Annotated in this window: 23 protein-coding genes and 2 rRNA genes; 20 read left to right on the forward strand and 5 right to left on the reverse strand. The window is 62.2% G+C overall.

Annotated features, from left to right (window positions below):
• From D0550_RS22200 to D0550_RS22260, 13 genes are all read left to right on the forward strand, one after another.
• A 23S ribosomal RNA gene (locus tag D0550_RS22200) occupies positions 1-349 on the forward strand; the annotation flags it as partial.
• A 170-nt stretch (positions 350-519) separates the two neighbouring features.
• Positions 520-636, forward strand: a 5S ribosomal RNA gene (gene rrf / locus D0550_RS22205).
• Between the two features lie 577 nt (positions 637-1,213).
• Positions 1,214-1,861 (forward strand): cytochrome c biogenesis heme-transporting ATPase CcmA, encoded by a 648-nt coding sequence (gene ccmA / locus D0550_RS22210; protein ID WP_116811383.1) that lies wholly within the window; start codon positions 1,214-1,216, stop codon positions 1,859-1,861.
• A gap of 29 nt (positions 1,862-1,890) precedes the next feature.
• Positions 1,891-2,562, forward strand: coding sequence for a heme exporter protein CcmB (gene ccmB, locus D0550_RS22215; RefSeq protein WP_414717328.1), 672 nt, complete (start codon positions 1,891-1,893; stop codon positions 2,560-2,562).
• Positions 2,563-2,569: 7 nt separating this feature from the next.
• On the forward strand, positions 2,570-3,301 hold the full coding sequence (locus tag D0550_RS22220; protein ID WP_116811384.1) for a heme ABC transporter permease: 732 nt from the start codon (positions 2,570-2,572) through the stop codon (positions 3,299-3,301).
• 2 nt (positions 3,302-3,303) lie between these two features.
• A complete protein-coding gene (gene ccmD, locus D0550_RS22225) occupies positions 3,304-3,495 on the forward strand; it encodes a heme exporter protein CcmD (protein WP_116811385.1) in 192 nt (63 codons plus the stop codon).
• Positions 3,492-3,950 carry a cytochrome c maturation protein CcmE gene (gene ccmE / locus D0550_RS22230; RefSeq protein WP_116811386.1) on the forward strand — a complete coding sequence of 153 codons (459 nt, stop codon included), beginning with the start codon at positions 3,492-3,494 and terminating at the stop codon, positions 3,948-3,950. Before ccmD ends, ccmE begins: the two co-directional genes overlap by 4 nt.
• A gap of 8 nt (positions 3,951-3,958) precedes the next feature.
• A complete protein-coding gene (locus D0550_RS22235) occupies positions 3,959-5,914 on the forward strand; it encodes a heme lyase CcmF/NrfE family subunit (protein WP_116811387.1) in 1,956 nt (651 codons plus the stop codon).
• 13 nt (positions 5,915-5,927) lie between these two features.
• Complete coding sequence (locus D0550_RS22240; protein WP_116811388.1) at positions 5,928-6,461, forward strand: DsbE family thiol:disulfide interchange protein; 534 nt, start codon at positions 5,928-5,930, stop codon at positions 6,459-6,461.
• Positions 6,458-6,889 (forward strand): cytochrome c-type biogenesis protein, encoded by a 432-nt coding sequence (locus tag D0550_RS22245; RefSeq protein WP_116811389.1) that lies wholly within the window; start codon positions 6,458-6,460, stop codon positions 6,887-6,889. The genes D0550_RS22240 and D0550_RS22245 overlap by 4 nt, the downstream gene beginning before the upstream one ends.
• Positions 6,886-7,980 carry a tetratricopeptide repeat protein gene (locus tag D0550_RS22250; RefSeq protein ID WP_116811390.1) on the forward strand — a complete coding sequence of 365 codons (1,095 nt, stop codon included), beginning with the start codon at positions 6,886-6,888 and terminating at the stop codon, positions 7,978-7,980. The genes D0550_RS22245 and D0550_RS22250 overlap by 4 nt, the downstream gene beginning before the upstream one ends.
• A gap of 514 nt (positions 7,981-8,494) precedes the next feature.
• Complete coding sequence (locus tag D0550_RS37340; protein ID WP_422664263.1) at positions 8,495-8,932, forward strand: MaoC family dehydratase; 438 nt, start codon at positions 8,495-8,497, stop codon at positions 8,930-8,932.
• Positions 8,933-8,941: 9 nt separating this feature from the next.
• Positions 8,942-9,487 (forward strand): nitroreductase family protein, encoded by a 546-nt coding sequence (locus D0550_RS22260; RefSeq protein WP_116811392.1) that lies wholly within the window; start codon positions 8,942-8,944, stop codon positions 9,485-9,487.
• On the opposite strand, the gene D0550_RS22265 is transcribed toward D0550_RS22260, so the two are convergent.
• Complete coding sequence (locus D0550_RS22265; RefSeq protein WP_116811393.1) at positions 9,474-13,346, reverse strand: ATP-binding protein; 3,873 nt, start codon at positions 13,344-13,346, stop codon at positions 9,474-9,476. The two genes, D0550_RS22260 and D0550_RS22265, sit on opposite strands and share 14 nt — an antisense overlap.
• 290 nt (positions 13,347-13,636) lie before the next feature.
• On the opposite strand from D0550_RS22265, the gene hutH reads away from it, so the two are divergent.
• Entirely contained in the window at positions 13,637-15,181 is a 1,545-nt protein-coding gene (hutH, locus tag D0550_RS22270; RefSeq protein WP_116811449.1) for a histidine ammonia-lyase, read from the forward strand.
• A 172-nt stretch (positions 15,182-15,353) separates the two neighbouring features.
• Complete coding sequence (locus tag D0550_RS22275; RefSeq protein WP_206606463.1) at positions 15,354-16,313, forward strand: pyridoxal-phosphate dependent enzyme; 960 nt, start codon at positions 15,354-15,356, stop codon at positions 16,311-16,313.
• On the opposite strand, the gene D0550_RS22280 is transcribed toward D0550_RS22275, so the two are convergent.
• Genes D0550_RS22280 through D0550_RS22290 form a run of 3 tightly spaced genes read right to left on the reverse strand, consistent with a single transcriptional unit; the run spans position 16,303 to position 18,102 of the window.
• The gene (locus D0550_RS22280; protein ID WP_116811395.1) at positions 16,303-16,878 is read right to left on the reverse strand and encodes a hypothetical protein; all 576 of its coding nucleotides are present in this window, start codon (positions 16,876-16,878) and stop codon (positions 16,303-16,305) included. The genes D0550_RS22275 and D0550_RS22280 overlap by 11 nt on opposite strands.
• Positions 16,875-17,597, reverse strand: a complete 723-nt coding sequence (locus D0550_RS22285) for a HupE/UreJ family protein (protein WP_116811396.1) — start codon at positions 17,595-17,597, stop codon at positions 16,875-16,877. Before D0550_RS22285 ends, D0550_RS22280 begins: the two co-directional genes overlap by 4 nt.
• Positions 17,584-18,102: a cytochrome c gene (locus D0550_RS22290; RefSeq protein WP_116811397.1), complete on the reverse strand. Its 519-nt coding sequence runs from the start codon at positions 18,100-18,102 to the stop codon at positions 17,584-17,586. Before D0550_RS22290 ends, D0550_RS22285 begins: the two co-directional genes overlap by 14 nt.
• Before the next feature lie 213 nt (positions 18,103-18,315).
• Between D0550_RS22290 and D0550_RS22295 the strand changes: the two genes are divergently transcribed.
• The 3 genes from D0550_RS22295 (at position 18,316) to D0550_RS22305 (ending at position 21,316) form a co-directional block, all read left to right on the forward strand.
• Positions 18,316-19,029 (forward strand): class I SAM-dependent methyltransferase, encoded by a 714-nt coding sequence (locus tag D0550_RS22295; protein ID WP_116811398.1) that lies wholly within the window; start codon positions 18,316-18,318, stop codon positions 19,027-19,029.
• Positions 19,030-19,238: 209 nt separating this feature from the next.
• Positions 19,239-19,505 (forward strand): MbtH family protein, encoded by a 267-nt coding sequence (locus D0550_RS22300; RefSeq protein ID WP_116811450.1) that lies wholly within the window; start codon positions 19,239-19,241, stop codon positions 19,503-19,505.
• A 164-nt stretch (positions 19,506-19,669) separates the two neighbouring features.
• Complete coding sequence (locus D0550_RS22305) at positions 19,670-21,316, forward strand: galactose-binding domain-containing protein (protein WP_161965983.1); 1,647 nt, start codon at positions 19,670-19,672, stop codon at positions 21,314-21,316.
• Positions 21,317-21,325: 9 nt separating this feature from the next.
• Here D0550_RS22305 and D0550_RS22310 read toward each other — a convergent pair whose 3' ends face one another.
• Positions 21,326-21,994, reverse strand: coding sequence for a class I SAM-dependent methyltransferase (locus D0550_RS22310; RefSeq protein ID WP_116811400.1), 669 nt, complete (start codon positions 21,992-21,994; stop codon positions 21,326-21,328).
• A 100-nt stretch (positions 21,995-22,094) separates the two neighbouring features.
• Here D0550_RS22310 and D0550_RS22315 point away from each other — a divergent pair, with 100 nt between their 5' ends.
• On the forward strand, positions 22,095-23,726 hold the full coding sequence (locus D0550_RS22315; RefSeq protein ID WP_116811401.1) for a carboxylesterase/lipase family protein: 1,632 nt from the start codon (positions 22,095-22,097) through the stop codon (positions 23,724-23,726).
• A gap of 25 nt (positions 23,727-23,751) precedes the next feature.
• Positions 23,752-25,287, forward strand: coding sequence for a carboxylesterase/lipase family protein (locus D0550_RS22320; RefSeq protein WP_116811402.1), 1,536 nt, complete (start codon positions 23,752-23,754; stop codon positions 25,285-25,287).

Below are 25,287 nucleotides of genomic sequence, written 5' to 3' on the forward strand. Positions count from 1 at the left end.
GCCATTTAAAGTGGTACGCGAGCTGGGTTCAGAACGTCGTGAGACAGTTCGGTCCCTATCTGCCGTGGGCGTTGGAAACTTGAGGGTGAGCTGTCCTTAGTACGAGAGGACCGGGATGGACGTATCTCTGGTGTTCCGGTTGTCACGCCAGTGGCACTGCCGGGTAGCTATATACGGACGGGATAAGCGCTGAAAGCATCTAAGCGCGAAGCCCCCCCCAAGATTAGGTTTCCCTGGGAACTTGATTCCCCTAAAGGGCCGTCGCAGACTACGACGTTGATAGGCTGGGTGTGTAAGTGCAGTAATGCATTGAGCTAACCAGTACTAATTGCCCGTGAGGCTTGACCATATAACACCCAATCAGCTTGGGTGCTTTATGAAGCAATCATGTTGATACTCAATGTGACATCGATTCATGAGAATCGGTCGCTGAGTCGAAATGTTGTCAAAACAACTTACCGAATTCACTGCAGGCGAGCGCTTGAAACACAGCAATCGACTGCGACGTGAGCCAGTTTGCCTGGCGGCAATAGCGAGCAGGAACCACCCGATCCCATATCGAACTCGGAAGTGAAAAATGCTTTGCGCCGATGGTAGTGTGCCCTTCGGGCATGCAAGAGTAGGTCACTGCCAGGCTCTTAAATGAAGCGGAAGCCCCGCCGGAGTAATCCGGCGGGGCTTTTTGCTTTGGTGTTCGCTCGCCTGTAAGGATCGGCGCGAGGTGTGTGTGGCGAATTCGAATTTAGTGCCGACGGAGGTTGTCGGAAGCTGAGATGGTGCCCGGGACCGGAATCGAACCGGTACGGAGTTGCCCCCGAGGGATTTTCGTACTCGCTACAGCTTTCGCTGCGACCAACTGACTCTCAATCAGTTGCTCTTTGGAGTCTGGACTTTCTCTTTGTCGTGTCCCGCGAGAGCGTCGCGGAAGTTAGACAGGGGCCGTCAAGTCTCTACACTTTCCCGGGCATCGCCCAGGCTTAGCTCGGGATTGCAGGCACGCGCGCGGTGAAGCGAAGCGTGAGGCTGTTTCCCCGAATTTGACCCCATTCACGCCGGCCGTTTCCGAGCCGGGTGCTCAACATTTTAAGTCCCTTGCGTCTACCAATTTCGCCACCCGGGCACGGGCGGGCCGACATTGTAAGCCAGTCGAGGGCAGCATGCTAAACTGTGCGTGCACAAACCATTACACGCAGAACTTAGCGCGACACCCAGCATGCTTGCACAGGTCGCTGCGACTTCGCCGCAGCCGCAATTAGAAGCGCGCGCCGTCCATTTGTGGCGCGGCGAGAAACACCTGTTACGCGGCGTGTCCTTTGCGCTTTACAGCGGCGAGCTGCTGCAGGTCGTGGGGCCGAATGGGGTGGGCAAGACCAGTCTGTTGCGCTGTGTGGCGGGGCTGTTGCCCACCGAGTCGGGCGAGATCGTCTGGCAGGGGCAGCAGTTGCCGGACGGGCGCGACGAGTTTCATCGCAAGCTGGCGTATCTGGCGCACGTCAACGGCCTCAAATCCGACCTGACGGCACTGGAGAATCTGCGCTTTGGCGTCTCGATCCGGCGCGCTGTCACTACGGAAGAGCTACGCGAAACTCTCCAGTTACTGCACGTCGAGGCTTGCGCAGACTTGCCGGTGCGCGCGCTGTCGGCGGGGCAGAAGCGTCGAGTCGCTCTGGCCCGCATCATGTTGACGCGCGCGGCGCTGTGGATCCTGGACGAGCCGATCACCAACCTCGACAAAGCGGGCATCGCGCTGTTCGAAGCGCGCATCGCCGAGCACATGCGAACTGGCGGCATGATCCTGACAGCCGCGCATCAGCTGTTGCTCCAGGGCCAGCCTGGGGTGCGCACTTTGGAGCTGCGCTGATGCAGTCGTCCGTTCCGACGACGCCCGGACTGGGCAAAATTCTGATGCTGGTGCTGATGCGCGACCTGCGGCTTGCCGTGCGCCACTGGGATCAGGTGCTGCAGCCGCTGATCTTTTTCGTGATCGTCACGACGCTGTTCCCGCTCGCGATCAGTCCTGCGCTGGACGAGCTGCGCAAGATCTCACCCGGAGTGGTGTGGGTGGCGGCCATGCTGTCATCGTTGCTCGCGCTTGAATCGCTCTTTCGGCCCGACGTCGAAGACGGGACCATGGAGCAGTGGGTACTGTCGGGCCAGCCGTTGTCGCTGCTGCTGCTGGCCAAGACACTGACGCATTGGCTGCTGACAGGGCTGCCATTGGTCTTGATGGCACCGATCGTGGGAACTGCTTTGGGAATGCCGCAGTCTGTATGGCCGGTGCTGGTTGCGACCCTGGCGCTGGGGACGGGATCGCTGTCGGTCCTCGGAGCCATTGGCGCGGCCCTCACGGTGAGTGTCCGGCGAGGTAGTGTGCTGTTAGCGTTGCTGGTGCTGCCGCTGGAGATGCCGGTGCTGATCTTTGGCGCCCGCGCCGTGGATCTGGCCATGCACGGCGAACCGGTGGCCGGTCCGCTAAACTTGCTGGCAGCGTTGTTGTTGTTCTTCGTCAGCCTGGGGCCGGTCGCAATGGCTGCCGCCATGCGGATCAGTGTGGAGTCCTAAAAAAGCTATGTGGCTGTGGTTTCACAAGCTCAGCTCGCCGCCTTATGCCTACCGCACCGCTGGTCTGGTGCGCCCGTGGCTGTTCTGGCCGGCGATCCTGTTGATGATTGTCGGTGCGGTCGGCGGCCTGGTGCTGGCGCCCGAGGATTACCAACAAAAGGATGCGTTTCGCATTATTTATGTCCACGTGCCCAGCGCCTCGCTGTCACTGATGATCTACACCGTCATGGCGGTAGCTGCGGGTGTCGGTGTTATCTGGCGCATCAAGCTGGCCCACGCGGTGGCCGCGGCGTGCGCGCCAATCGGTGCGTGGTTTACCGTCGCGACGCTCGTGACCGGCTCCATCTACGGCAAGCCCATGTGGGGCACCTGGTGGGAGTGGGATCCGCGCCTCACCTCGGAACTGATCCTGCTCTTCTTATATCTAGGCTATATGGCCTTACGAGCGTCATTTGACGACACGCAGCGCGCCGACCGGGCCAGTGCGATTCTGGCCATCGTCGGCGTAGTCAATGTGCCCATCGTCAAATACTCGGTGGTCTGGTGGAACAGCTTGCACCAGGGCCCCAGTATCTCGAAACTTGCCGCCCCCTCCATCGAGGGGTCCATGCTGTGGCCGTTGTTGGTCATGATGCTGGCCTTCATTCTGTACTTCGGCGCGGTGCTCTGCGATCGGCTGCGAGGGGAGATCCTCAGACGTGAGCGTAACGCCAGCTGGTTAAGCGAAAGGCTTGCCTGATCATGAACTTGAAAGACGTACTTGACATGGGGGATTACGGCGTTTACGTCTGGTCCTGCTATGGGCTGGTGCTGGCCGTGCTGGTGCTCAACGTGTGGTTGGGGCGCCGTGCGCTGGCCGACCAGGTGCTGAGCGCCAAGCGCCGGCTGAAGATCGCTGATTCAATCAATTCGGAGTCCTCGTCGCCGTCATGACCCCTCGCCGTCGCCGCATGACGTTGGTTGCACTGATCGTTCTGGGTGTGGGCGCGGCCACCGCGTTCGCGCTGACTGCGTTCCAGGACAATCTGCTGTACTTCTATTCGCCGTCGGATGTGACCGCCGGCAAGGCGCCGACCGATCGCGTGTTCCGCGTCGGTGGCATGGTTCCCGAAGGCAGCTTCACTCGCGAGTCCGGCAGCCTCGAGGCCCACTTCGTGCTCACCGATTACGCGCACGAGGTGAAGGTCAGCTATACCGGCGTGCTGCCGGATCTGTTTCGTGAGGGGCAGGGCGTGATCGCACGCGGTCGCATGGGCCCCAACGGCGTGTTCGTCGCCGAGGAAGTGCTCGCCAAGCACGACGAGAACTACATGCCGCCGGAAGTGGCAAAAACGCTGAAGAAGCAGCATGAGAAGCCCTCGACCAGCGGGCCGTTGCCAACTACCTAGGAAGTGACATGGCCGCCGAACTCGGACACTTCGCGCTGATCCTGGCGTTCTGCCTGTCGTTGCCCCAGGCATTTTTCGGGCTGATGGGCGCGCACTGGCGGCGTCCGCATTGGATCGCGTTGACCAATCGCGCGGTCACGGGCCAGTGGGTATTCACGCTGTTCTCGTTCGCGTGTCTGTCGTACGTTTTCTATCAGAACGATTTCTCGGTGTTGTACGTCGCACAGAACTCCAACTCGGAGCTGCCGACGTTCTATCGATTCGCCGCCGTGTGGGGAGCGCACGAGGGCTCGCTGTTGTTGTGGCTGCTGGTGCAGGCGACGTGGGCGCTGGGCGTCGCGGCCTTCAGCGGCAACATGCCGCAACAGATGACGAGTCGCGTGCTCGGCGTGTTGGGTCTGATCAGCGCCGGCTTCGCACTGTTCATTCTGATGACCTCGAATCCATTCATGCGTCTGTGGCCAGCGGCGCCGGATGGTCGCGATCTCAATCCATTGCTGCAGGATCCGGCGTTGGCGATTCATCCGCCGATGCTCTACATCGGCTACGTCGGTTTCTCCGTGCCGTTCGCATTCGCAGTGGCCGCGATGCTCGAAGGCAAGCTCGATTCGCTGTGGGCGCGTTGGGTGCGTCCGTGGGCCACGGTTGCCTGGATGTTTCTGACCTGTGGCATCGCGCTCGGTAGCTGGTGGGCGTACTACGAGCTCGGTTGGGGCGGCTGGTGGTTCTGGGATCCGGTGGAGAACGCATCGTTCATGCCGTGGCTGATCGGCACCGCGCTGATTCACTCGCTGGCAGTGACCGAGAAGCGGGGCCTGTTCAAGAGCTGGACGTTGTTGCTGTCGATCACGGCGTTCTCGCTGTCGTTGCTCGGCACGTTCCTGGTCCGCTCGGGCGTGATCGAGTCGGTGCACGCATTCGCGAGCGATCCGGGCCGCGGTTTGTTCATCCTGTCGTTCCTCGGCGTTTGCGTCGGCGGGGCGTTGGGTCTGTACGCCTGGCGCGCGCCGTTGTTTCGCTCGAATGCCGGTTTCGCGCCCGTGTCGCGCGAGTCGTTCCTGCTCTTCAATAACATTCTGCTGGTCGGCGCGACCGCGGTGATCTTGCTCGGCACCACGTATCCGATGTTCATGGACGCGTTCGGCCTCGACAAAGTCTCGGTCGGCCCGCCGTACTTCGAAGCCATGTTCCTGGTGCCGATGTTGCCGATGGTGTTCCTGCTCGCGCCCGGCATGCACGCGTCGTGGAAGAAAGCGTCCTTCGAATCGACCAAGTCGATTCTTGGGCTGCTGCTGATCGCCGCGATCGTGCTGGCGCTGGCGATTTCCATCGGCGCGTATGGCTGGCATTCGGTGATGACCATCGTGGGCCTGACGGCGGCGCTGTGGGTGGCCGGCGCCTCGCTGGTCGATCCGATCAGCCGCTGGCGCAAGGGGCACTCGCTGCCGGCCAGCATCATCGGCATGAGCGTGGCGCATTTCGGTCTGGCGCTTTTCATCATCGGTGCGACCACGGTGGAGTCGTACAAGCAGGAAACCGACTTGAGCCTGAAGCCGGGCCAGTCGACCGAGCACGCGGGCTTCCAGTTCACCATGACCAAGATCGAAGACGTCAAAGGTCCGAACTACGAAGCGGTGCAGAGCGAAGTGGTGATCACGCGCGATGGCAAGCAAGTGGCCGTCGTACATCCGCAGAAGCGGGTCTATCGCGTGCAGAAGAACGCCATGACCGAAGCCGGCATCGATGCGCACTGGCATCGCGATCTGTTCGTCGCCATGGGCGAGCCGCTCGGCGGTGACGCCTGGAGTGTGCGCTTGCAGTACAAGCCCATGGTCCGATTCATCTGGTTGGGCGCGGCCGTGATGGCGCTCGGTGGCTTGATCGCCATCTGCGATCGACGCTATCGCAAGCGTGTGACCGCCGACGAAGGCGCCGCGGCCGCGGCCGGCGCCAAGACTGCCTGAGCCACGTTACCGCATGCTTAAGTACCTGCTTCCTGTCGGGCTGTTCGCTGTACTCGCCGGCTTTTTGTATTTCGGTCTGGGCCGAGACAAAGAGACGCTGCCATCGCCGTTGATCGGCAAGGTGGCGCCGACTTTTGAGCTGACGCGTCTGGAAGATCCGGCGAAGACCTTCTCGAACGCCGAGCTCGCGGGCCAGCCCTATGTACTGAACGTGTGGGGCACGTGGTGCATTGGGTGCCGCCAGGAACACGGCGCGCTGTTGGAAATCGCCCGTCGCACCAACCTGCCCATCGTCGGCTTGAATTGGAACGACGATCGCCAGCAGGCGCTGATCTGGCTGGAGCAACTCGGCAACCCGTATGCGGTGAGCGCCTTCGACGGTGAAGGTCGCGTGGCCATCGATTGGGGCGTGTACGGCGCGCCGGAAACGTTCTTGATCGGCGCGGATGGCCGCGTCCTCAAGAAACATATCGCACCGATCACGGTGCAGATCTGGGAACAGGAGTTCGTGCCGCTGTTGGCTCAGGCCAAGGCGGCGTCGCCATGAAACAGCTTTTCCTAGCCGCGATCATCGCGTTGTTCGGACTGCAGGCCTTTGCTATCGACAAGGCGCCGGCGTTCGAGGATCCCGTGCAGCAGGCGCGTTACGAGCGCCTGGCGCGTGAGCTGCGTTGCCTCACGTGCCGTAGCGAGACCATCGCTGACTCGAATGCACAGCTCGCGGCCGACTTGCGCCGGCAGGTGCGCGAGTTGATGGCTGCCGGCAAGACCGATCAGGAAATCTTCCAGTACATGACCGATCGGTACGGCGACTATGTGCTCTACAAACCGCCGGTCGCGCCGCGCACGTGGCTGTTGTGGGCTGCGCCTGCGTTGCTGGTGATCGGCGGCGGCATCGTCGCGGCCATCGTCATCTCGCGCAAATCCAAGCTTCCTGACACCGATCCTAACGATCCAGGCCTGGGTGCATCGTGACCACCTTCATCATCGTCTGCGTCGCCATGCTGCTGGCGGCGCTGTTGTGGATGGTGCTGCCGCTGCTGCGCGCGCCCCGTGATGGGAGTGTCGCGAGCGAGTCGACGGAGCTCGCGTCCTATCGTGCCGAGCGGCGCTTCTCCGGCCTGGCCGTGGCGCTGTTGCTGCCGGTACTGGCGGTTGTGATGTACGCCGGTCTCAGCAACTGGGATTGGAAAGCGGTGCAGATCGAGAGCGAGCAGGCGCAGAACATGGAGCAGGCCGTTGCCGGCCTGGAAGCCAAGCTCAAAGAGAATCCGAACAACCTGGACGGCTGGATCATGCTCGGGCGCTCGTACACCGCGATGGGGCGTTATCCGCGTGCCGCCGATGCGTATCAGCAGGCGTACGACCTGTCGAAAGGGCAGAACGTCGAAGCCATCGTCGGGCTGGGCGAAGCGCTCGCGCTTACCGATGAAGCCTCGCTCACGGGCCGTGCCGGCAAGCTGTTCGAGAGCGCGCTGGCGATAGCGCCGAACCATCCCAAGGCGCTTTGGTACGGCGGCGTTGCCGCCTTGCGCTCCGGCGACCTGCGTCTGGGCCGCGATCGATTGCAACTGCTCTTGGCGCAGAATCCGCCCGACGAGATACGCAATGTGCTGGCCCGGCAGATCCAGGATCTGGATGAGCAGATCGCGGATGCTGGCACCGCCGCGACCGCTCCGGCGCAGGCGCAAACGCCGTCGTCAGCACCGGCCGCTGGGACGCGTGCCATTCAAGTTTCAGTCTCTTTGTCGCCGCAGCTGCGACAGCAGGTGACCGGTGCGCTGCCGCTGTTCATCCTGGCTCGCGACGCGAGCGCCGGTGGTCCGCCGCTCGCCGTGCAGCGGCACGGCTCGGATTCGCTGCCGTTGAATGTGACACTCTCGGAAAGTGATGCGATGATTCCGTCCCGCTCCATTGCCACCGTGCCGAAGGTGGTAGTTGTTGCACGGTTGTCGCGCTCCGGCGCGCCTCAGCAGCAAAGCGGAGATTTATATGGCGAGGCCGAATATGAATTCGGCAAGAGCAGCGGTCCGTTGACTATCGTCATCGATCGAGTCGTGCCTTGAGCCTTGCCCGTCATTGACCTAAAGCACACCGTGCGTTGATCGTTCATTGATGTCAGCACCGACCAAGATTTCTTTTGCCCGCCGCCCCTCGATGGTGCCTGCGTACGCGCGCGTGCTGCTCGGCCGCAAGCCATACAGTGCGCCCGAGGGCACCGTCATCGAGCCGGTCGAGCTCGAAGCTCGCAAGGTGATGCTGTCGGCGGCGCATCTCCAGCGCTATCGCGATGTCTGCGCCGTGCCTGCGTCCGCTCAAGGTCTGCCGCCGGCGTATCTGCACGTGCTCGCCATGCCGCTGCACATGCAGCTGTTCGTCGTGAACAATTTTCCGGTGAAGGTGCTGGGGCTGATTCATCTGCGTAACACCATTCGCGTGCTCGCGCCGGTCGACATGCGCGGACCGCTGCGTCTGCGTGTGTATTTCGACACCATGCGTCTGACGGACATGGGTCAGGAATACGATTTCACCACCAGCTACGAGCAGAACGGCGTGGTGGTGTGGGAAGAGATCAGCACGATGTTTGCTCGCGGCACATCGGCGCCGAAGGAAGGCGGCGGTAGCAGACAGCGCCCGCAGATCGAGCGCTCCAATCATCCGGAGACGGGCACGCATACCGATACGCTCGAGGTTGCGGAGAACACTGGCTGGCGCTACGCGCGCGTCTCCGGCGATTTCAATCCGATTCACCTGACCGCGCGTACTGCGCAGATGTTTGGCTTCAAGCAGGCGGTGGCGCACGGCATGTGGTCCATGGGGCGCTGCCTGGCCTCGGCCTCGCCGCATATTCCGAGCACGAAGATTCAGATCGACACGCAGTTCAAGCTGCCGGTCTACATTCCCTCGCAGGCGTTTGCCCGAACCTGGGCCGTGCCCGGCGGTGCGGAGATTGCGATGTGCACGATGAAGGGCGACCGGNNGNGGTTGCATCTGGCCATGCAGGTCCGGACGCTCTAAAGAGGACAGATGATGGATTTGCTCGAAGGTATTCAGTCGCGTACGTCACCGCTGAAGCTCGCGGCGCCGGCGCCGAGCGCCGCGCAGATCGAGCAGATCATTCGCGCTGGCACACGGGCTCCGGACCATGGTCGTTTGCGTCCGTGGCGATTCACGGTGCTCGAAGGCGCCGCCCGCGAACAGCTCGGCGAAGCGATGGCGAATTCGCTCCGAACGCGCGTGCCGAACTCCACGCAGGAGCATCTGGATGCCGAGAAGGGCAAGGCCATGCGCGCGCCGGTGGTGATCCTGGTCGGCGCCAAGATCAGCAAGGGCAAGATCCCCGAGATCGAACAGGTGTGCGCGACGGCCGCAGCGGTGCAGAACATGTTGTTGGCTGCGCACGAGCTGGGCTTCGGCGCACAGTGGAAGACGGGCGCGGCGGCCTATGACGCCGGCGTGAAAGCGCTGTGCGGTCTCGCGCCGGAAGATCACATCGTCGCGATCGTTTATCTCGGCACGGTGACTTCGCCGGGCCCGCTGGTCGAAGCGCCGCTCGACATCAAGCGTCTTTGATCTCGGCCAGTTTCCGCGCCAGCTGCTCCAGGTTGAACGGCTTGCCGATCAGGTGCACGCCGGGGTCGAGCACGCCGTTGTGGACGATGGCATTGCGCGTGTAGCCGGTCGTAAACAGCACTTTCAGATCGGGTCGGCGCTGACGCGCTTCGTCTGCCAACATGCGCCCGTTGACCTCGGGCATGACCACATCCGTGAACATGATGTCGATTTCGGGGTGCTGATCGAGCAGCCGCAGCGCCATCGCTGCGCCGTTCGCTTCCAGAACGTTGTAGCCGAGCTCGGTGAGCGCTTCGACGCTGACGTGTCGCACGCTTTCCTCATCCTCGACCACCAGGATGGTCATGCCGGCACCTGACATCCCCGGCGTGAAGCGGGCATTGGGCTGAACGTCTTCCGACGCGCCATAGAAGCGCGGCAGATAGATCTTCACGGTCGTGCCCTGACTGATCTCGCTGTAAATCTTTACGTACCCGCCAGACTGATGCACGAAGCCGTGCACCTGGCTCAAGCCGAGGCCCGTGCCTTTGCCGACCGACTTGGTCGTGAAGAAGGGATCGAAAGCCTTCTGGATCACGTCGGCGGACATGCCGCAGCCGGTGTCGGTTACTGCGATCATCACATACTGACCTTGCGGCACGCCGGCGTGCTGAGCGGCATACGTGTCATCCAGATGTGCGTTGGCGGTTTCGACCGTGAGCTTGCCGCCTCCCGGCATCGCGTCGCGCGCATTCACTGCAAGATTCAAGATGGCGCTTTCCAGCTGATTGGCGTCGGTGTGAATCTTCCATAGCCCGCCGGCGAGCACGGTCTCGGTGCGGATGGTTTCGCCGAGCGTCCGATGCAGCAGATCGGACATGCCCGCCACCAGCTTGTTGGCATTGATCGGCTCGGGGCGCAGGGGCTGCTGACGTGCGAATGCCAGCAGGCGCTCGGTCAATTGAGCCGCGCGCGTGGCGCCGTCGAGCGCGAACGATGCGAAGCGCTGAACGTTTGTATCGCCGCGCGCCAGCCGTCGCGACAGCATGTCGATGTTGCCGATCACGACGTTCAGCATGTTGTTGAAGTCGTGCGCAATGCCGCCGGTCAGCTGACCGAGCGATTCCATTTTCTGCGCCTGACGCAACGCCTTTTCGGCATCGCCGCGGGCTTCGATCTCGGACTCGACGCGTTGCTTGAGCGTCTCGTTGAGATTCAACAGTGCCTCTTCGGCCTGCTTGCGCTCGGTGATATCGATCACCGAGCCGATGTAGCCGAGGAATTCGCCTTCGCCATTGAAGCGCGGCGAGGCGGCGTCGATGGCCCAACGATATTCGCCGTCGTGGCGGCGCAGCCGGTATTCCATTCGGAAGTCTTTGTGCTCGGCGCTCGCGTCCAGAAACTGGCGGGTCGCGGTGGCACGGTCGTCCGGGTGAACCGCATTGGTCCAGCCCAATCCCAGCGCTTCGGCCTCGGTCTGTCCGGTGAAGTCATGCCAGACCTTGTTCAGATAAGTGGCCTGGCCCTCAGCATCGGTGATCCACATCATCAGCGGCGAGTTTTCCGCCATGTTCCGGAAGCGTTGCTCGCTTTCGGCGAGCGCCGCCGTGCTTTCCCGGCGCACATTCGCGAGCTTGAGATTGGCATGCACGCGCGCGGTCAACTCGCGCGCCGAAAAAGGCTTGATCAGATAATCGTCGGCACCTGCATGCAGGCCTTCGATGCGCGCCTCTTCACCGGCGCGAGCGGAGAGCATGATGACCGGTAGATCGCGCAGCTCAGGGTCTTCGCGAATCGCCTTCAGTAAGCCGAAGCCGTCGAGCTCGGGCATCATCACGTCGGTGAGCACCAGATCGGGCCGATTGCCGCGAATCGCTGCGAGGGCGGCGGCGCCATCGGCAACGGCTTCGACGTGCAGATGTTTGCTCAAGAGTCGCGAGACGTACTGACGCATGTCGGCGTTATCGTCGGCCAATAGCAGCCGGGAGCCTTCGACTTGCGCAAGATCGTCGCCGGCGGAGATATCCTGGTATTCCTGGATGCCGAGCCCCGCGTCCGATAGCCACGTCAAAGCCTCCTGGACGAACGCATGCGGACGCTCGCCATCGGGGGCGCTGTTGATCGACGCATCGTAGATCTGATCGGCAGGCAAGTGATGCGAGCCGAAGGGAATCGTGACGGTGAAGGTCGTGCCTTCACGCAACCGGCTGTCCGCGTGGATCTTGCCGTGATGCAGCCGCACCAGCTCCATGATCAGCGCCAGCCCGATGCCACTGCCTTCGTGGGTGCGGCTCTTCTGGCCCTCGATGCGATGAAAGCGCTCGAACAGCCTGGGCAATTCTTCGGGTGGCACGCCGACGCCGCTATCTTTCACGGTGAGCTCGGCACCTTGCGGCATCGCTCGCAGGCGCACCTCGACGCCCCCTTCGAAGGTGAACTTGAACGCATTGGAGAGCAGGTTCAGGACGATCTTTTCCCACATCTCCCGATCGACGAACACCGGCTCGGGCAAGGTCGGGCAATCGACGGTGAGCTTGAGCGACGCGCGCGTGAGTGCGGAACGGAAGGTCGAGGTCAGCTCGGCGGTGAGCATCGCAAGATCGGTCGGACGGAACTTCGCTTTGGTGCGGCCCGCCTCGATGCGTGAAAAATCCAGCAGTGTATTTACGAGCCGCAACAGCCGCAGCGAGTTGCGATGCGCGGCCTGCAAACGTTCCTTTTGCGCCATCGCCAGTGGCGCGTCGGCATCGGCCAGCGCGTCCTCGAGCGGGCCCATCATCAGTGTCAGCGGCGTGCGGAACTCATGGCTGACGTTGGAAAAGAATGTCGTCTTGGCGCGATCCAGCTCGGCCAGTCGCTCAGCACGCTCGCGTTCCTCTTCGACGGCGCGGGCATTGTGAATCGCGGTGGCGACGTGGCTCGCGATCAAATTGAAGAACGTGCGGTATTCCTCGTCCAGCCGCCGGGTGGGATTGATGCCGCTGATCAAAACCGCCGTCGGTTGCTCCTGTCCGCCCGACATTACCGGCACCAGCATTGCTTCGACGATGGGGCGAGCGGCGGGCCCGAGCGGCAACGATGGACTCGGCTCGATGTGCAGGGTCCGAGGCTGGCAAGATTCAACCACGTCGCACACGGGCCACAGGGGGCTCTCGGCGTCGAGATCCAGAATGCGTGGGGCACATTTGTCGTCGGCGTCCGTCATTCCAGTGCTGCGATTGAGCACGGCCCGGCGATGCACGGGATCGATGCGGTAGAGCAGGGCAAACGGCACGTCTTCAGGGTTCTTGGCGAGCGTGTCGATGGCTGAGGTGCATGCAGTTTCCACCGAGCGTTCCACCAGCGCCTTGGCCGCCAGCTCCGACAGCGTACGCAGGCGACGTGCATTGAGGACCTTGTGCGTGGTCTCTGCGCTCGGGCAGAACAACCCTGCGACCTGGCCAGTCTCGTCCCGGATCGGGCTGTATGAGAACGAGTAGTAGGTTTCTTCCAGGAAGTCGCCGCGGCTCATGAACAGCTGCACGTCGTCTACGAAGCTGGCTTCGCCGTGCTGAAAGACTTTGTCGGCGAGCGGGCCGCAGACATCCCAGATCTCGGCCCAGACTTCCTCGGCCGGACGGCCCAGGGCCCAGGGATGCTTGGCCGGACCGAGCACCTGCACGTAAGCGTCGTTGTAGATGAAGGTGGCTCTGGGGCCCCAACTCATCCACATCGGATGACGGGAGTCGAGCACCAGATTGACGGCGGTGCGCAGGCTTTGCGGCCAGCGCTCGAGCGGGCCCAGGGGCGTGTTCGACCAATCGAAGGCGCTGACCAGGCGGCCCAATTCACTGCCGTTGTTGAAGGTGGGGAGGTCGGAAGGCGCGGCGGATGGCGGCATCAGTATCCTAGTTATCGCCGTTGCAAAGTTACACAACAGCGGATGGAACCGGAGGGTTCCCTTTGAGGGTAGCGAAGCGACTTTTTTTTCGCCAGCACCGAGCGTGGGCCGACTCGGCGCGACTGATTGCTGAGCAAGCGACGGTTCAGTTCGCAGTCGGCGACGATAAGGAGGGGTAAGTACGATAGGAATGAGGCATCACCCCGGGACACGGTCGGCGTATCGCTCACCGGCGAAACGGCGCAGCGATATACTGAGAATCGTTGATGCACACCGCGGAGGACGCAGCGATGAGCGAGACACTACGGCCGGGTTCGGTGACGCTGGAGCAATGGCAGCGTGTATACCGAGGGGCTTCCGCAAGGCTCGATCCTGCCTGCTTTCCCGCCGTCGAACGCAGCGCCGCCACGATCGAGCGCGTCGTGAACAAGGGCGCGCCGGTGTATGGAGTGAATACAGGCTTCGGCAAACTGGCGTCGGTGCGCATCGAGCTGGCGGACCTGGAGCGTTTGCAACGTAACATCGTATTGTCACATTCAGCGGGCGTCGGTGATCCGATGCCGCCTGCCATCGTGCGGCTGATGATGGCGCTGAAACTTGCGAGTCTCGGCATCGGCGCGTCCGGGGTGAGATTGCCGACCTTGCAGCTGCTCGAAGCCATGCTCACGCGCAAGCTGTTGCCGGTGGTGCCCGCACAAGGTTCGGTCGGCGCGTCCGGCGATCTCGCGCCGCTGGCGCACATGTCGGCGGCGATGATTGGCGTTGGCGACATCCTGGTCGACGGTGTAGCGCTGCCCGCCGCTGAAGCGCTGGCTTCGGCCGGGCTCAAGCCCGTCACGCTCGGCCCGAAGGAAGGGCTGGCGTTGTTGAACGGTACACAATTCTCAACCGCTTACGCGCTAGCTGGATTGTTTGAAGCCGAGCAACTGTTCGGTCACGCACTGATCTCCGGTGCGCTGTCGACTGAAGCGGCGAAGGGCTCCGATACGCCGTTCGATGAGCGTATACATCGACTGCGCGGTCATCGTGGGCAAATTGAATCTGCGACGGCGCTGGCACAGCTCATGTCCGGCTCGGCGATTCGCGCATCGCATCGGGACAACGATGCTCGTGTCCAGGATCCGTACTGCCTGCGGTGTCAGCCTCAGGTAATGGGCGCGTCGCTCGACCTGCTGCGTCACGCGGCGCGCACCCTCGAAATCGAAGCGAACAGCGTTTCCGACAATCCCCTGGTGTTCGCCGAAGACGACGCGGTGCTCTCGGGCGGTAACTTTCACGCCGAGCCCGTGGCATTCGCTGCCGACATCATTGCCCTGGCGTTGTGTGAGATCGGCTCGTTGGCCGAGCGGCGTATCGCCATGCTGGTGGATCCCGCGCTGTCGGGGCTGCCGGCCTTTCTCACGCCGCGGCCCGGATTGAACTCAGGATTCATGTTGCCGCAAGTCACCGCTGCGGCGCTGGTATCGGAGAACAAACAACGCGCTCATCCCGCGAGCGTCGATTCCATTCCGACGTCTGCGAACCAGGAAGATCACGTGTCCATGGCGGCGCATGGCGCACGCCGCTTGTTACCAATGGCCGCGAACGCGGATGCGGTAATTGCGATCGAGTTGCTCGCAGCCGTGCAAGGTTGTGACTTTCACGCACCGCTGTCGAGCAGCAAGGTGTTGGAGCAGGTAAGACAGCAGGTTCGGGCGCTGGCGCCGGCACTGGAAGACGATCGTTATTTGCATGCCGATATGCGAGCTGCGCTCACGCTGCTGCAGTCGGGGCGATTGTTAGAGACTGCGGCCGGTTGTGGAGTGCGCTTGCCATCGACCCTGCTCGCCGCATGAGCCACTGCGTCGCCAAGCGACCATGAAGTTCGGCCTGATCGAAACCACGGCGCTGGCCAGCTTGCTGTTGATTATCACCCTGTCAGTGAACCTGCTTCGCTAGCTCGTGCGCGGGCATATCCGTGGGCTTATACTGCCCGCGCCCGCACCAGCACCATTCATGGGGATGCGAATGACTTTGACCTTGGCCGATATCCGCGCCGCTCACACCCGCATCAAGGATCGCATTCACCGCACGCCGGTCATGACCAGCGCGACGCTCAACGAGAAGGCGGGGGCGCAGCTGTTCTTCAAGTGTGAGAACTTGCAGAAGATCGGCGCCTTCAAGGCGCGCGGTGCGACCAACGCCGTCTCGCTGCTGTCCGAAGAGGAAGCGAAGCGGGGCGTGGTGACGCATTCGTCAGGCAATCACGCCGCTGCCCTGGCGCGGGCGGCGAAATTGCGAGGCATCCCGGCGTACATCGTCATGCCGTCGAACTCGCCGCAGGCCAAGGTCGCGTCAGTGCGCCGGTTCGGCGCCGAAGTGATCTCTTGCGAGCCGACGCTGGCTGCACGCGAAAGCGCAGCGAACAGCGTGGTCGAGCGTACCGGCGCTACTTTCATTCATCCGTACAACGACCTGCGTGTCATGGCCGGGCAGGGCACGACCGCGCTGGAGTTGCTGGAGGATGTTCCGGACCTCACCGACATTCTGTGTCCGGTGGGTGGCGGCGGCCTGCTCAGCGGCGTGTCCACGGCCATCAAGAGCATCAACCCGGAAATCCATGTGTTCGGTGTTGAGCCGCAAGGCGCCGACGACGCCGCACGATCATTGGCGGCGGGCAAGATCATTCCATGCACGGCGCCCAACACCATTGCCGATGGCTTGCGCACTTCATTGGGTGAGCTGACGTTCGACCAGATTCAGCGTCATGTCGATGGCATCGTCACCGTCTCCGAGACCGAGATCGTGCATGCCATGCGGACCATCTGGGAAGTGCTGAAGATCATCGTCGAGCCGTCCGGTGCAGTCGGCTATGGCGCGCTCGTCGACGGGCAGCTCGACATGCCCGGTCGTCGCGTCGGCATCATTCTCACCGGCGGCAACCTGGACCTGGATACGCTGCCGTGGATGACGCCGGCTAAAGCGTAGCGGGCCCTTCGATGCGGCCGAGCTTGGTGAAGTAGCCGCTGACTTCCAGCACGAGAGTCAGCGGCTCGTCGCTGAGGTTGCGCCAATACCAGCCATGCATGCCGGTAAAGGGCGCTACGAATGAGCCGTGCGCCGTCTGGCTGCTCTCGACGGTTTCGTAGCTGCGGAAATAGTCCTTCGGCCACTCGCCCTCGGTAGGCTCACCGTGAAATTCGTAGTACACCGAGCCAGGCCCTTGCGTGGTCCATGAGTACAGCAGGGGCTCGCCCGCCGCGAGCTTCGCCTTGTACTCGAGCTCTTCGCGGGGCTTCACATTGATCTCGATGCGCACCGTGCGTGGCTTGCGAGGGTGGGCGTGCATGATGCTGCCTTCGGTGCGGGCATTTGCTTCCTGAACCCGCTTGGCTTGGGCCAAGGGGCCCAGTCCCAACAGCTCGCCCGAACGCAGCGGATCGATGCCGTACTCCGCGGGCAATACCACACACACCAGCACCACAGCTGCGATTGCTATCGCGCTCAACGTGGCGAGCAGTAACTGGCGACTCGTGCGGGGCGGGGTATTCATGAAATGGGAGCCTCGCCGACGAAATACCCGGTGAGCTGATAGCCCACCAGCACGAAACCAGCGGCCATCAGCAACACATTCGCGGCTGCCGCGTATCGAGTGAATGAAGGCGCCGCGCGCCAGTACGTCATCACGATGAGAATGGCGCTCAATGCCAGCACCTGGCCGATCTCGACGCCGACGTTGAACGCCAGCATGTTGGGCACCAGCCCCTCGGGCGATAACGAGAAGTCCTGCAGCTTCGTGGCGAGACCGAGGCCATGGAAGAAACCGAAAATCAGCACCGCGGCTTTGGTGTTCGGCTGCACGCCGAACCAGGTTTGCAAGGCGCCGAGGTTGTCGAGCGCTTTGTAGACCACCGAGAAGCCGATGATGGCATCGATCAAATAGGGATCGACCTTGAGTCCGCCGAGCACGCCGACCAGCAGCGTGACGCTGTGGCCGATCGCGAACAGCGTGACATAGGCGGCGACTTCCTTGAGCCGATACAGAAAGAAAATCACGCCGAACAGAAACAACAAATGGTCATACCCCGTGACCATGTGCTTGGCGCCCAGATACATGAACGGCAGCAGATGCAGGCCGCTGGCATTTTGCAGGAACGATTGATCCTCGGGTGCGACGCCATGGGCCAATGCCTGACTGCCGAGCATGCAGCCGAGGGCACACAGAAGTAGAGCAAACGTCGAGCGCCCGGTCGTTGCTTTACTGTTTGGCATCCGGCGTCGCAGTGAATATGTACTTTGCATGACAGTCGGTGCAGGTCTGATAAATATCTCCCGACGCCGCGAACAAGGCCTCGGGATCTTTTACCTCGGTCGCTTCGATGGCACTGCGCGCGGCCGCACTCATGGCGCGGGCTTTGGCATTCCAATCCGTCACATCCTGGACTTGCGAGGAACGAGAGCGGCCTTCCAGCATCAGCAGATTGCCCGCTTCGAGCATCGTGACTGCATTGTTACGGACGTTGTTCCATTCGTCGTCGGTGCGCGGCTGCACGTTCTCCTCGCCCTGCTCGGTGACGATGCTGGCGACGGCGCCGAAGACCACTTTGGAACTCGGGTCGATCATCCAGCTCATCAGCTGTCGCGTATCGATGGAAGTATCGAACGCGGGCGTCCCGGTGACTGGATCTGGCGACGGTGCGACAGCGGCAGAGTGATTGTTACAAGCAGCTTGCAGCACGCAGCTGGCGAGCAGCGCTGCCCTGGTTGTTGTTCGCATGAGCTCGGGCACCGGACCGAACGAGAGAGGCGGCTATCGTAACTCAGCGCCGCTTGGCGACAGTCAAGAATTGACTGCGAAGTATGTACATTGATGCATGCAATCATCCAACACGCCTTGTTTCCACGCGGACCTGCTGCTGTACACTACGAACGCCCCCGGTGAATGTCGTCATGAAAGTTTGATGACCACCGCAATTGCGGAGGAAGCCCGTTGAATGGTCTGCAATCGCTGGTCCCGTCCCGTTTTCGTCCCGTCGCAAAGCGCGCTTTTTTCGTCGGTCAACGCATCGTCAATCTGCCGCTCACGGTGCTGCACAAGCTGGTGGTGACGCCCGCACATCTGCTGGCGCGGCGCTCAAAGCAACATCGCAAGCTCGAGATCGGTCCGGGCGCAAAGCGCATCGCCGGTTTCGAGACACTCAACGTCATTCCCGCCGCCAACGTCGACTTTCTGTGGAACGCGTCCAAACGGTTGCCATTTCGCGACGGTACATTCGACGTGGTCTACGCCAGTCACATTCTCGAACACATTCCCTGGTATCACACGGACGAGGTGCTGTCCGAATGGGTGCGCATCGTCGCGCCGCAGGGACGGCTGGAAATCTGGGTGCCGGATGGATTGAAGATCTGCAAAGCTTTTGTCGACGCCGAGGAGCGCCACCGCCCCGACTATGAGCAGGATGGCTGGTATCGCTTCAACGATCAGAAGGACGCGTGTCGCTGGGCGTCGGGTCGCATCTTCTCGTATGGCGATGGTGTCGGCACCTTGGGACACCCCAACTGGCATCTGGCAATGTTCTCTTATCGTTATCTGGAACAGGCGCTCAGGCGCGCAGGCTGCCGGAGTGTCGAACGACTGCAACGCTCGCAGGTGCGTGGCCACGATCACGGCTGGATCAATCTGGGTCTCGCCGGCATCAAATAATCGGCGTCCCAGTCCAACAATCCATGCCAGACGTGTAACGCTTCGATCGGACGTCGAAACGCCGTAGGGCCTTGCCAGCCAGCGAATCGCAGGGTTCTCGCCGAGCGGGTGGCTGCCGTCCAGTCGCGACTACGTATTCGCAGCGGTCATCGGCGGCATCTCTCGTTAGCATCGCGCGGCCTATCGCATCGACTATGAAGGAGCGCGCCATGGCTGGTGGGTTTGACGACGAGAACGGCAAGTTTCGCGTGGTGGTCAACGAGGAAGAGCAATATTCCCTGTGGCTGGATGGCATGGAGATTCCTCGCGGCTGGAGCGATACGGGCGTTGCGGGCGACAAAAAGACCTGTCTCGACTACGTCGGCAAGGTCTGGACCGACATGCGTCCCAAATCGTTGCGCGTGTGGATGGAGCAGCATGCAAAAAATACCGCTGACGCTGCCGAGCCCAACGCAGCTGCGGCTCCCGAGGCCTGACGCACGATCGTGGTGCACTCGCTAAATTAGGGGATGCAAGGAAAACGCTGCTGCGACGTTGGCAGTCGCGCTCATCGATATCATCTTTCTTAGCGCCAATACTGGGTCGTCACAGGAAACGGACCCGTGGATCAGTCCACGGGCCGGCACCGAAGGAGATGACCTTGAGAGTAGCGGCACGGTTGCTGGGATTGTGGATGACGATGGGTGCAGTGGCGGCCCATGCGCAGCAGTACGACAAACTCGGATTTTTTGTTGGTGAGGCGACGCCCGCGACCGCGGCGCCGGCCTATCGCGCCTTCGTCAGCAAGGTGCAACAGACGCCAAATTCCACCAATGTATTCGTCGATTATCGCGAGCCGATCTGGAGCGATGGCACATACGAGCCCAAATGGCGTAACAACGCTGCATGGGCGGCGGGCAATCTGGCGCAGCTGTGCTCGGTGGAATATCTCAACCGGCTCGACGCCGCTGGTCGGCCCGATTTGATTCCGATCGTCAGCGTGGGTCTTACAGACGATCCCACGGCGTATCAGCTGAATCTGCCCGAGGGTCATCCCCATCGCGGCGTGTACAGCGAAAGTGCGGCAGTCGCGATGATGAGAGATGTCGCTGCAGGAAAGTACGACGAGGACGGCGTGGGCCGCTATCGCGTCTGGCCGGCGATTTTCGATGCATTCAAGAACACCGGCTTTCGCAAGATCTATTTGCGCATCGGCTGGGAACAGAACGGCAACTGGTATGGCTGGCAGGTGCGCAGCGAAGCGACGCGCGCTGCTTACATCGAGGCCTGGCGTCACGTCGCCGATCTGGCGCACGCCTATGCGAGTGCCAACGGCATGGTCATCGAGACCATGTGGAGTCCGTCGGCGGTCTATGCGAACTACGGGGTGAGCGAGGAGAGCAGTTATCCGGGCGATAGTTACGTCGACATCATCGCGCCGACGCACTACAGCCCGATCTGGAATCCAACCCGCTCGCGCGACAAGACTGCGTATCACGACTGGAGCAGCGGTCAGAATGTTTCACTCGCCGACTGGCTCGAGAATCCCGAGAACCGGCGCGTGATCTGGGATTATCCGGCAGCTGACTACTGGAATCCGACGCGTGGTTGGGGCTTGCCTGCGGCCATCGACTTCTCGCTGGCGCATGGCAAACGTTTCGGGTTGTCCGAGACGGGCACCGGCAACGCCGGTGTGACTCGCAATGGTGGCGGACCTGCCGACGAAGGCGACTATCCGATTTATCTCGGCGAGCGTCTGGCCGCAGCGGTGGCTCGGGGCCTGGAGTTGGAGGTTATCGAGATCTGGCCGGAAGCCTCGGGTCCGGATAAACAGACCTTTCTAAGCGACGCGCGTCCGCTCGAAGCCACGGGTTGGAAGGAGTTTGGCGCGATGCTCGCAGCGGTAGATTCGCCGCGCAATCTCGCCTTGGGTCGGAAGGCTTATCCGGGGTCGGTCGAGAGCAGCGCATTCAACGGTGCCATGGTCACCGACGGCAGCACATCGACCGCGTGGCGCAGCCGTATCGGCGGCGGCGATAAACAAGGGATCTATGTGGATCTCGGTCAGCGCTATTCGATTTCGCGCGTGCGTATCACCTGGGATTCAGCCTATGCGGCCGAGTACGCCATCCAGACGCAAGTGAGTACCAACGTGTGGGAGACGATTTACAAGACAACCGCGGGCAACGGTGGTGTCGACGACATCCGCGGCCTGGCGGGTGTGGGACGCTTCATCCGCGTGTTCATGACCAAGCGTGGCACGACTGCGAGCAACTACGGCATCAAGGAAATCGAGATCTTTCCTTGAGAGGATCTCTCAAGCCGCGGCGCTCGTCGGGCGCCGCGCGATTACCAGCCAATTGTTGAAGGGCGTGCGCCCCCACAGCGGCTTGAACTCCGCCTGCAGGCCATGTCGCTGGAGCACGGCCCGCAGCTCTTGTGCCGAGGGCTGCGACTTGAAGGATGTTTTCATCCAGCCGACCAAATGACCGAAGCGATCGGTGGCGCGCGTCAGCGTCCCGCGCCACGTGCCATCGGCAAGCCCCGTGCGAATCACCAGCTGGCCGTGCCTGCTGACGCACTGGGCTGCTTGCGACAGCAGCGTTCCCTGCGCTTGCTGGGGCAAATACTGAAGAACATCCAGCAAAGCGACGCTGCCCTCGTGCTTCGGGAACTGCACGCTCAAGTCACATACCTGAAAGTCGGCACTGGCATGCCCGCCGCGCGCCGAAGCCGCGCGGGCGGCATCGATTTTCACGGCGTCGGTGTCGACGCCGACATATGGAAATTCGCGACCGCGGGCGCGCAGACAATGCAATAACAAACCAATTCCGCATCCCAGATCGAGCAGCGGCTCGCGCTCGTCAGCGAATGCACCGGGTACGGCTTCGTACAGCGGATCCATCGCCAGTTTGCTCAGCGAGTACCAGTAACGATATCGATCAGGCAGGAAGCTGGCGGCGATCGCGCGTTTGGGCAGCGGCATATCGGGTCAAGACACTTTTCTTTGCATTGTTGGCACTGGCCACGCCGGTGCGCAGGGTTAGTATGGTCGCACACTAATGAATGCCTGATCGAGGGGGACTATGGTCGGCAAGTACTCGCGCCGTGAAGTCATTGCGAGCGGTTTGGGGGCGGTGGTGACCGCCGGAGTGTTGCAGACTGCGCGGGTCTTCGCCGCCACTGAGCCCGTCGCCGAAACCACGGCCGGCAGGATCAAAGGCCTCAGTCACGAAGGCGTGCACGTGTTCAAGGGCGTGCCCTATGGCGCGCCGACCGGCGGACGCAATCGTTTCCTCCCACCTCGGCCGGCCGTACCGTGGAAAGGCGTGCGCGACGCGCTCGATTACGGTCCGAGTACTCCGCAACGAGAGCCTGGTAAACAAGCCGCCACTGGCGGACCCGCTGCGCTGATCGGTGAGCTGAGCGATCGACCGGAGAGCGAAGACTGCCTGGTGCTCAATGTGTGGACGCGAGGCTTGCGCGATGGGGGCAAGCGTCCTGTGATGTTCTGGATCCACGGCGGCGGCTTCTCCGCAGGCTCGGGCTCCGCGCCGGGCTATGACGGCACCAATCTCGTCAAGCGAGGCGACGTGGTAGTCGTCACGATCAATCACCGCCTGAACGTGTTCGGCTTTACCTATCTGGCCGGGATGGGCGGGAGCGAGTTCGCGAACACCGGCAACGTCGGCATGCTGGATATCGTTCAGGCGCTGCGCTGGGTCCGCGACAACATCGAGAACTTCGGTGGCGATCCGAATCGCGTGATGATCTTTGGCGAGTCGGGCGGCGGCCGCAAAGTCGGCACGTTGCTGGCGATGCCCGAGGCCAAGGGCTTGTTTCATGCCGCGGTCAATCAGAGTGGGCCGACGATCAAAGTCGTCTCGCAGGAGGACGCGGCCAAGGCGACCGAGGCTTTGCTAGCTGAACTGCAGATCTCACGCACCAATCCTCGCAAGCTGCAGGAGGTGCCGATCGACAAGACGATCGGTGCGTTCTATTCGATCAGCCGCAAGCAGCAACTGAGTCATACGACGACTGGCTTCGCGCCCGTCGTCGATGGCGCGGTCTTGCCTCAGCATCCGTTTCATCCGCAGGCGTCGGCGTTGATGGCAGACGTGCCCATGATCATTGGCACGAACCGCACGGAGATGACGTTGCAGCTCGCCGGCGATATGGCGGCGTTCAATCTCGATGAGGCTGGATTGCAGACGCGGGCGCGCGGGCTGCTCGGAGATCAGGCCGAATCGGTGCTCGAGGCTTACCGCAAGGCCGAGCCGACGGCTACTCCCGCCGAGTTGTTCTTTCTGATGATTAGCGATCAGCGTTACTGCGCGCCACAGATGACGATCGCCGAGCGTCGCGCAGCGCTCGGCAAGGCGCCGGTGCATTGTTACTACTTCACGTGGGAAACGCCGGTGCTGGGCGGCCGATTGAAGTCGCCCCATGCGCTGGAAATCGCTTTCGTGTTCGACAACACCGAGCGGTCAGCGCGATTTACTGGTGGCGGTCCGCGTGCTGCGGCGTTGGCCGACAAGATGGCCGACGCCTGGATCGCATTCGCCCGCACCGGCGATCCGAACACGTCGAAGCTGCCGACGTGGACGCCCTACACAGCGGCACAGCGCGCAACCCTGGTGCTCAATGACTCCAGTGCCATGGTGAACGACCCGTTCGGGTCGCGACGTACGGCCATGCAAGCAGCAATGAAGCTCTGATCGATCCCACAAAGGGGAGTTGCACATGAGAAACTGGCATTGGCTCGGGATGCTCGCGAGCGCGTGGTTGTGCTTCAGCGCGGCTCACGCTGATGAGCCGATCGTTGCTACCAAGGAAGGACGCCTGCGTGGCACGCAACTGCAAGATCCTGTCGTGTATGTGTTCAAAGGCGTGCATTACGGCCAGTCAACGGCGGGAACCGCGCGATTCAAAGCGCCGAAACGCGTTGCGAAGTGGCAGGGCGTGAAGAACGCGGTGAAGTTCGGATCGATTTGTCCGCAAGCCGGTGATCCGGGGCGTCTCACGACCACACCGGGCGAGTTGTTGTCACCCAGCGAAGACTGCCTCGTGCTGAACGTCTGGACGCCTGCCATCGACGGCAACGGTAAACGGCCGGTGATGGTGTGGCTGCACGGCCGCGGCTTCTATGCTGGCGCGGGCTCCGAGCCGCTCTACGACGGCGCCAGGCTCGCCAAGCGGGGTGATGTGGTCGTCGTGACCATCAATCATCGCTTGAATGTGTTCGGCTACCTGCACCTTGCCGATGTCGGCGGCAAAGAATTCGCTACTTCGGGCAATGTGGGCGTGCAGGACATGCAGCTTGCGCTCGAATGGGTCCGAGACAACGTCGCAGCGTTCGGTGGCGATCCTGGCAACGTGACGATCTTCGGTGAGTCCGGCGGTGGCGTGAAGGTGTCGACACTGCTCGGTGTCCCGTCGGCCAAGGGGCTGTTCCAGCGAGGCATCATTCAAAGCGGCGCTCGCACGCGCGGCATGCCTGCCGACATGGCGAACAAGAACGCGCAGACAGTGATGCAAAAGCTGGGCGTCAAAACGGTGGCCGAGCTTCAGGCCGTGCCAATGGACGAGCTGCTCGCCGCGGTGACAACTTCAGGCCGCACGACGCCGGATTTCGGACCTGTGGTTGATGGCAGCTACTTGCCCACGAACATGTTCGAACCCGAAGCCGCTGCGAGCGCGCGAGGCATACCCGTCATGGTCGGCTCGAACAAGGACGAGCATGCGCTGTACGCACGCGAGCATCCATTGATCGGCAAGATGACCGATGCGCAGCTTCGTGAGGATCTGCTGCGCGACTACGGTGCGAACACCGATGCCTTGATCGCTGCTTACAAGCAGTCGCGTCCCCAGGCATCGCCATGGGATTTGATGGTCGCGGTGCGCAGCAACCGCTTTCACATTGGCACGGTGCGACTCGCCGAATCGGCGTCCAAGGTATCGCCCGTGTACGTGTATAGCTTTGATTTCGAGTCATCGCCGTTGAAGGCGGCGCATGGCTCCGAGATCGCCTTCGTGTTCAGCAATGCAACGGCGAGTCCCAAGGCACGGCCGGGCGCGAAAGCCGTCGAGGACGCAATGAGCGAGGCGTGGATTGCCTTCGCTCGCACCGGCAACCCGAATCACGCGGGCTTGCCGAACTGGCCCACCTACGACGCGCGGAATCGCGCCACGATGATTTTCGATGCGCAGTCGAAGGTCGTGAACGATCCGCGCGCGCCGGAGCGCACGGTGTGGGAAGGCAAGGAGCTCGTGCGCTAG

It is taken from the genome of Steroidobacter cummioxidans (assembly GCF_003104955.1).

What these genes read in the sequence shown, in the direction of transcription:
- ccmA (WP_116811383.1), top strand. Translation starts at nt 1,214, where the DNA reads ATGCTTGCACAGGTCGCTGCGACTTCGCCGCAGCCGCAATTAGAAGCG.
- D0550_RS22220 (WP_116811384.1), top strand. Translation starts at nt 2,570, where the DNA reads ATGTGGCTGTGGTTTCACAAGCTCAGCTCGCCGCCTTATGCCTACCGC.
- ccmD (WP_116811385.1), top strand. Translation starts at nt 3,304, where the DNA reads ATGAACTTGAAAGACGTACTTGACATGGGGGATTACGGCGTTTACGTC.
- ccmE (WP_116811386.1), top strand. Translation starts at nt 3,492, where the DNA reads ATGACCCCTCGCCGTCGCCGCATGACGTTGGTTGCACTGATCGTTCTG.
- D0550_RS22235 (WP_116811387.1), top strand. Translation starts at nt 3,959, where the DNA reads ATGGCCGCCGAACTCGGACACTTCGCGCTGATCCTGGCGTTCTGCCTG.
- D0550_RS22240 (WP_116811388.1), top strand. Translation starts at nt 5,928, where the DNA reads ATGCTTAAGTACCTGCTTCCTGTCGGGCTGTTCGCTGTACTCGCCGGC.
- D0550_RS22245 (WP_116811389.1), top strand. Translation starts at nt 6,458, where the DNA reads ATGAAACAGCTTTTCCTAGCCGCGATCATCGCGTTGTTCGGACTGCAG.
- D0550_RS22260 (WP_116811392.1), top strand. Translation starts at nt 8,942, where the DNA reads ATGATGGATTTGCTCGAAGGTATTCAGTCGCGTACGTCACCGCTGAAG.
- D0550_RS22265 (WP_116811393.1), bottom strand. Translation starts at nt 13,346, where the DNA reads ATGCCGCCATCCGCCGCGCCTTCCGACCTCCCCACCTTCAACAACGGC.
- hutH (WP_116811449.1), top strand. Translation starts at nt 13,637, where the DNA reads ATGAGCGAGACACTACGGCCGGGTTCGGTGACGCTGGAGCAATGGCAG.
- D0550_RS22275 (WP_206606463.1), top strand. Translation starts at nt 15,354, where the DNA reads ATGACTTTGACCTTGGCCGATATCCGCGCCGCTCACACCCGCATCAAG.
- D0550_RS22280 (WP_116811395.1), bottom strand. Translation starts at nt 16,878, where the DNA reads ATGAATACCCCGCCCCGCACGAGTCGCCAGTTACTGCTCGCCACGTTG.
- D0550_RS22285 (WP_116811396.1), bottom strand. Translation starts at nt 17,597, where the DNA reads ATGCCAAACAGTAAAGCAACGACCGGGCGCTCGACGTTTGCTCTACTT.
- D0550_RS22290 (WP_116811397.1), bottom strand. Translation starts at nt 18,102, where the DNA reads ATGCGAACAACAACCAGGGCAGCGCTGCTCGCCAGCTGCGTGCTGCAA.
- D0550_RS22300 (WP_116811450.1), top strand. Translation starts at nt 19,239, where the DNA reads ATGGCTGGTGGGTTTGACGACGAGAACGGCAAGTTTCGCGTGGTGGTC.
- D0550_RS22310 (WP_116811400.1), bottom strand. Translation starts at nt 21,994, where the DNA reads ATGCCGCTGCCCAAACGCGCGATCGCCGCCAGCTTCCTGCCTGATCGA.
- D0550_RS22315 (WP_116811401.1), top strand. Translation starts at nt 22,095, where the DNA reads ATGGTCGGCAAGTACTCGCGCCGTGAAGTCATTGCGAGCGGTTTGGGG.
- D0550_RS22320 (WP_116811402.1), top strand. Translation starts at nt 23,752, where the DNA reads ATGAGAAACTGGCATTGGCTCGGGATGCTCGCGAGCGCGTGGTTGTGC.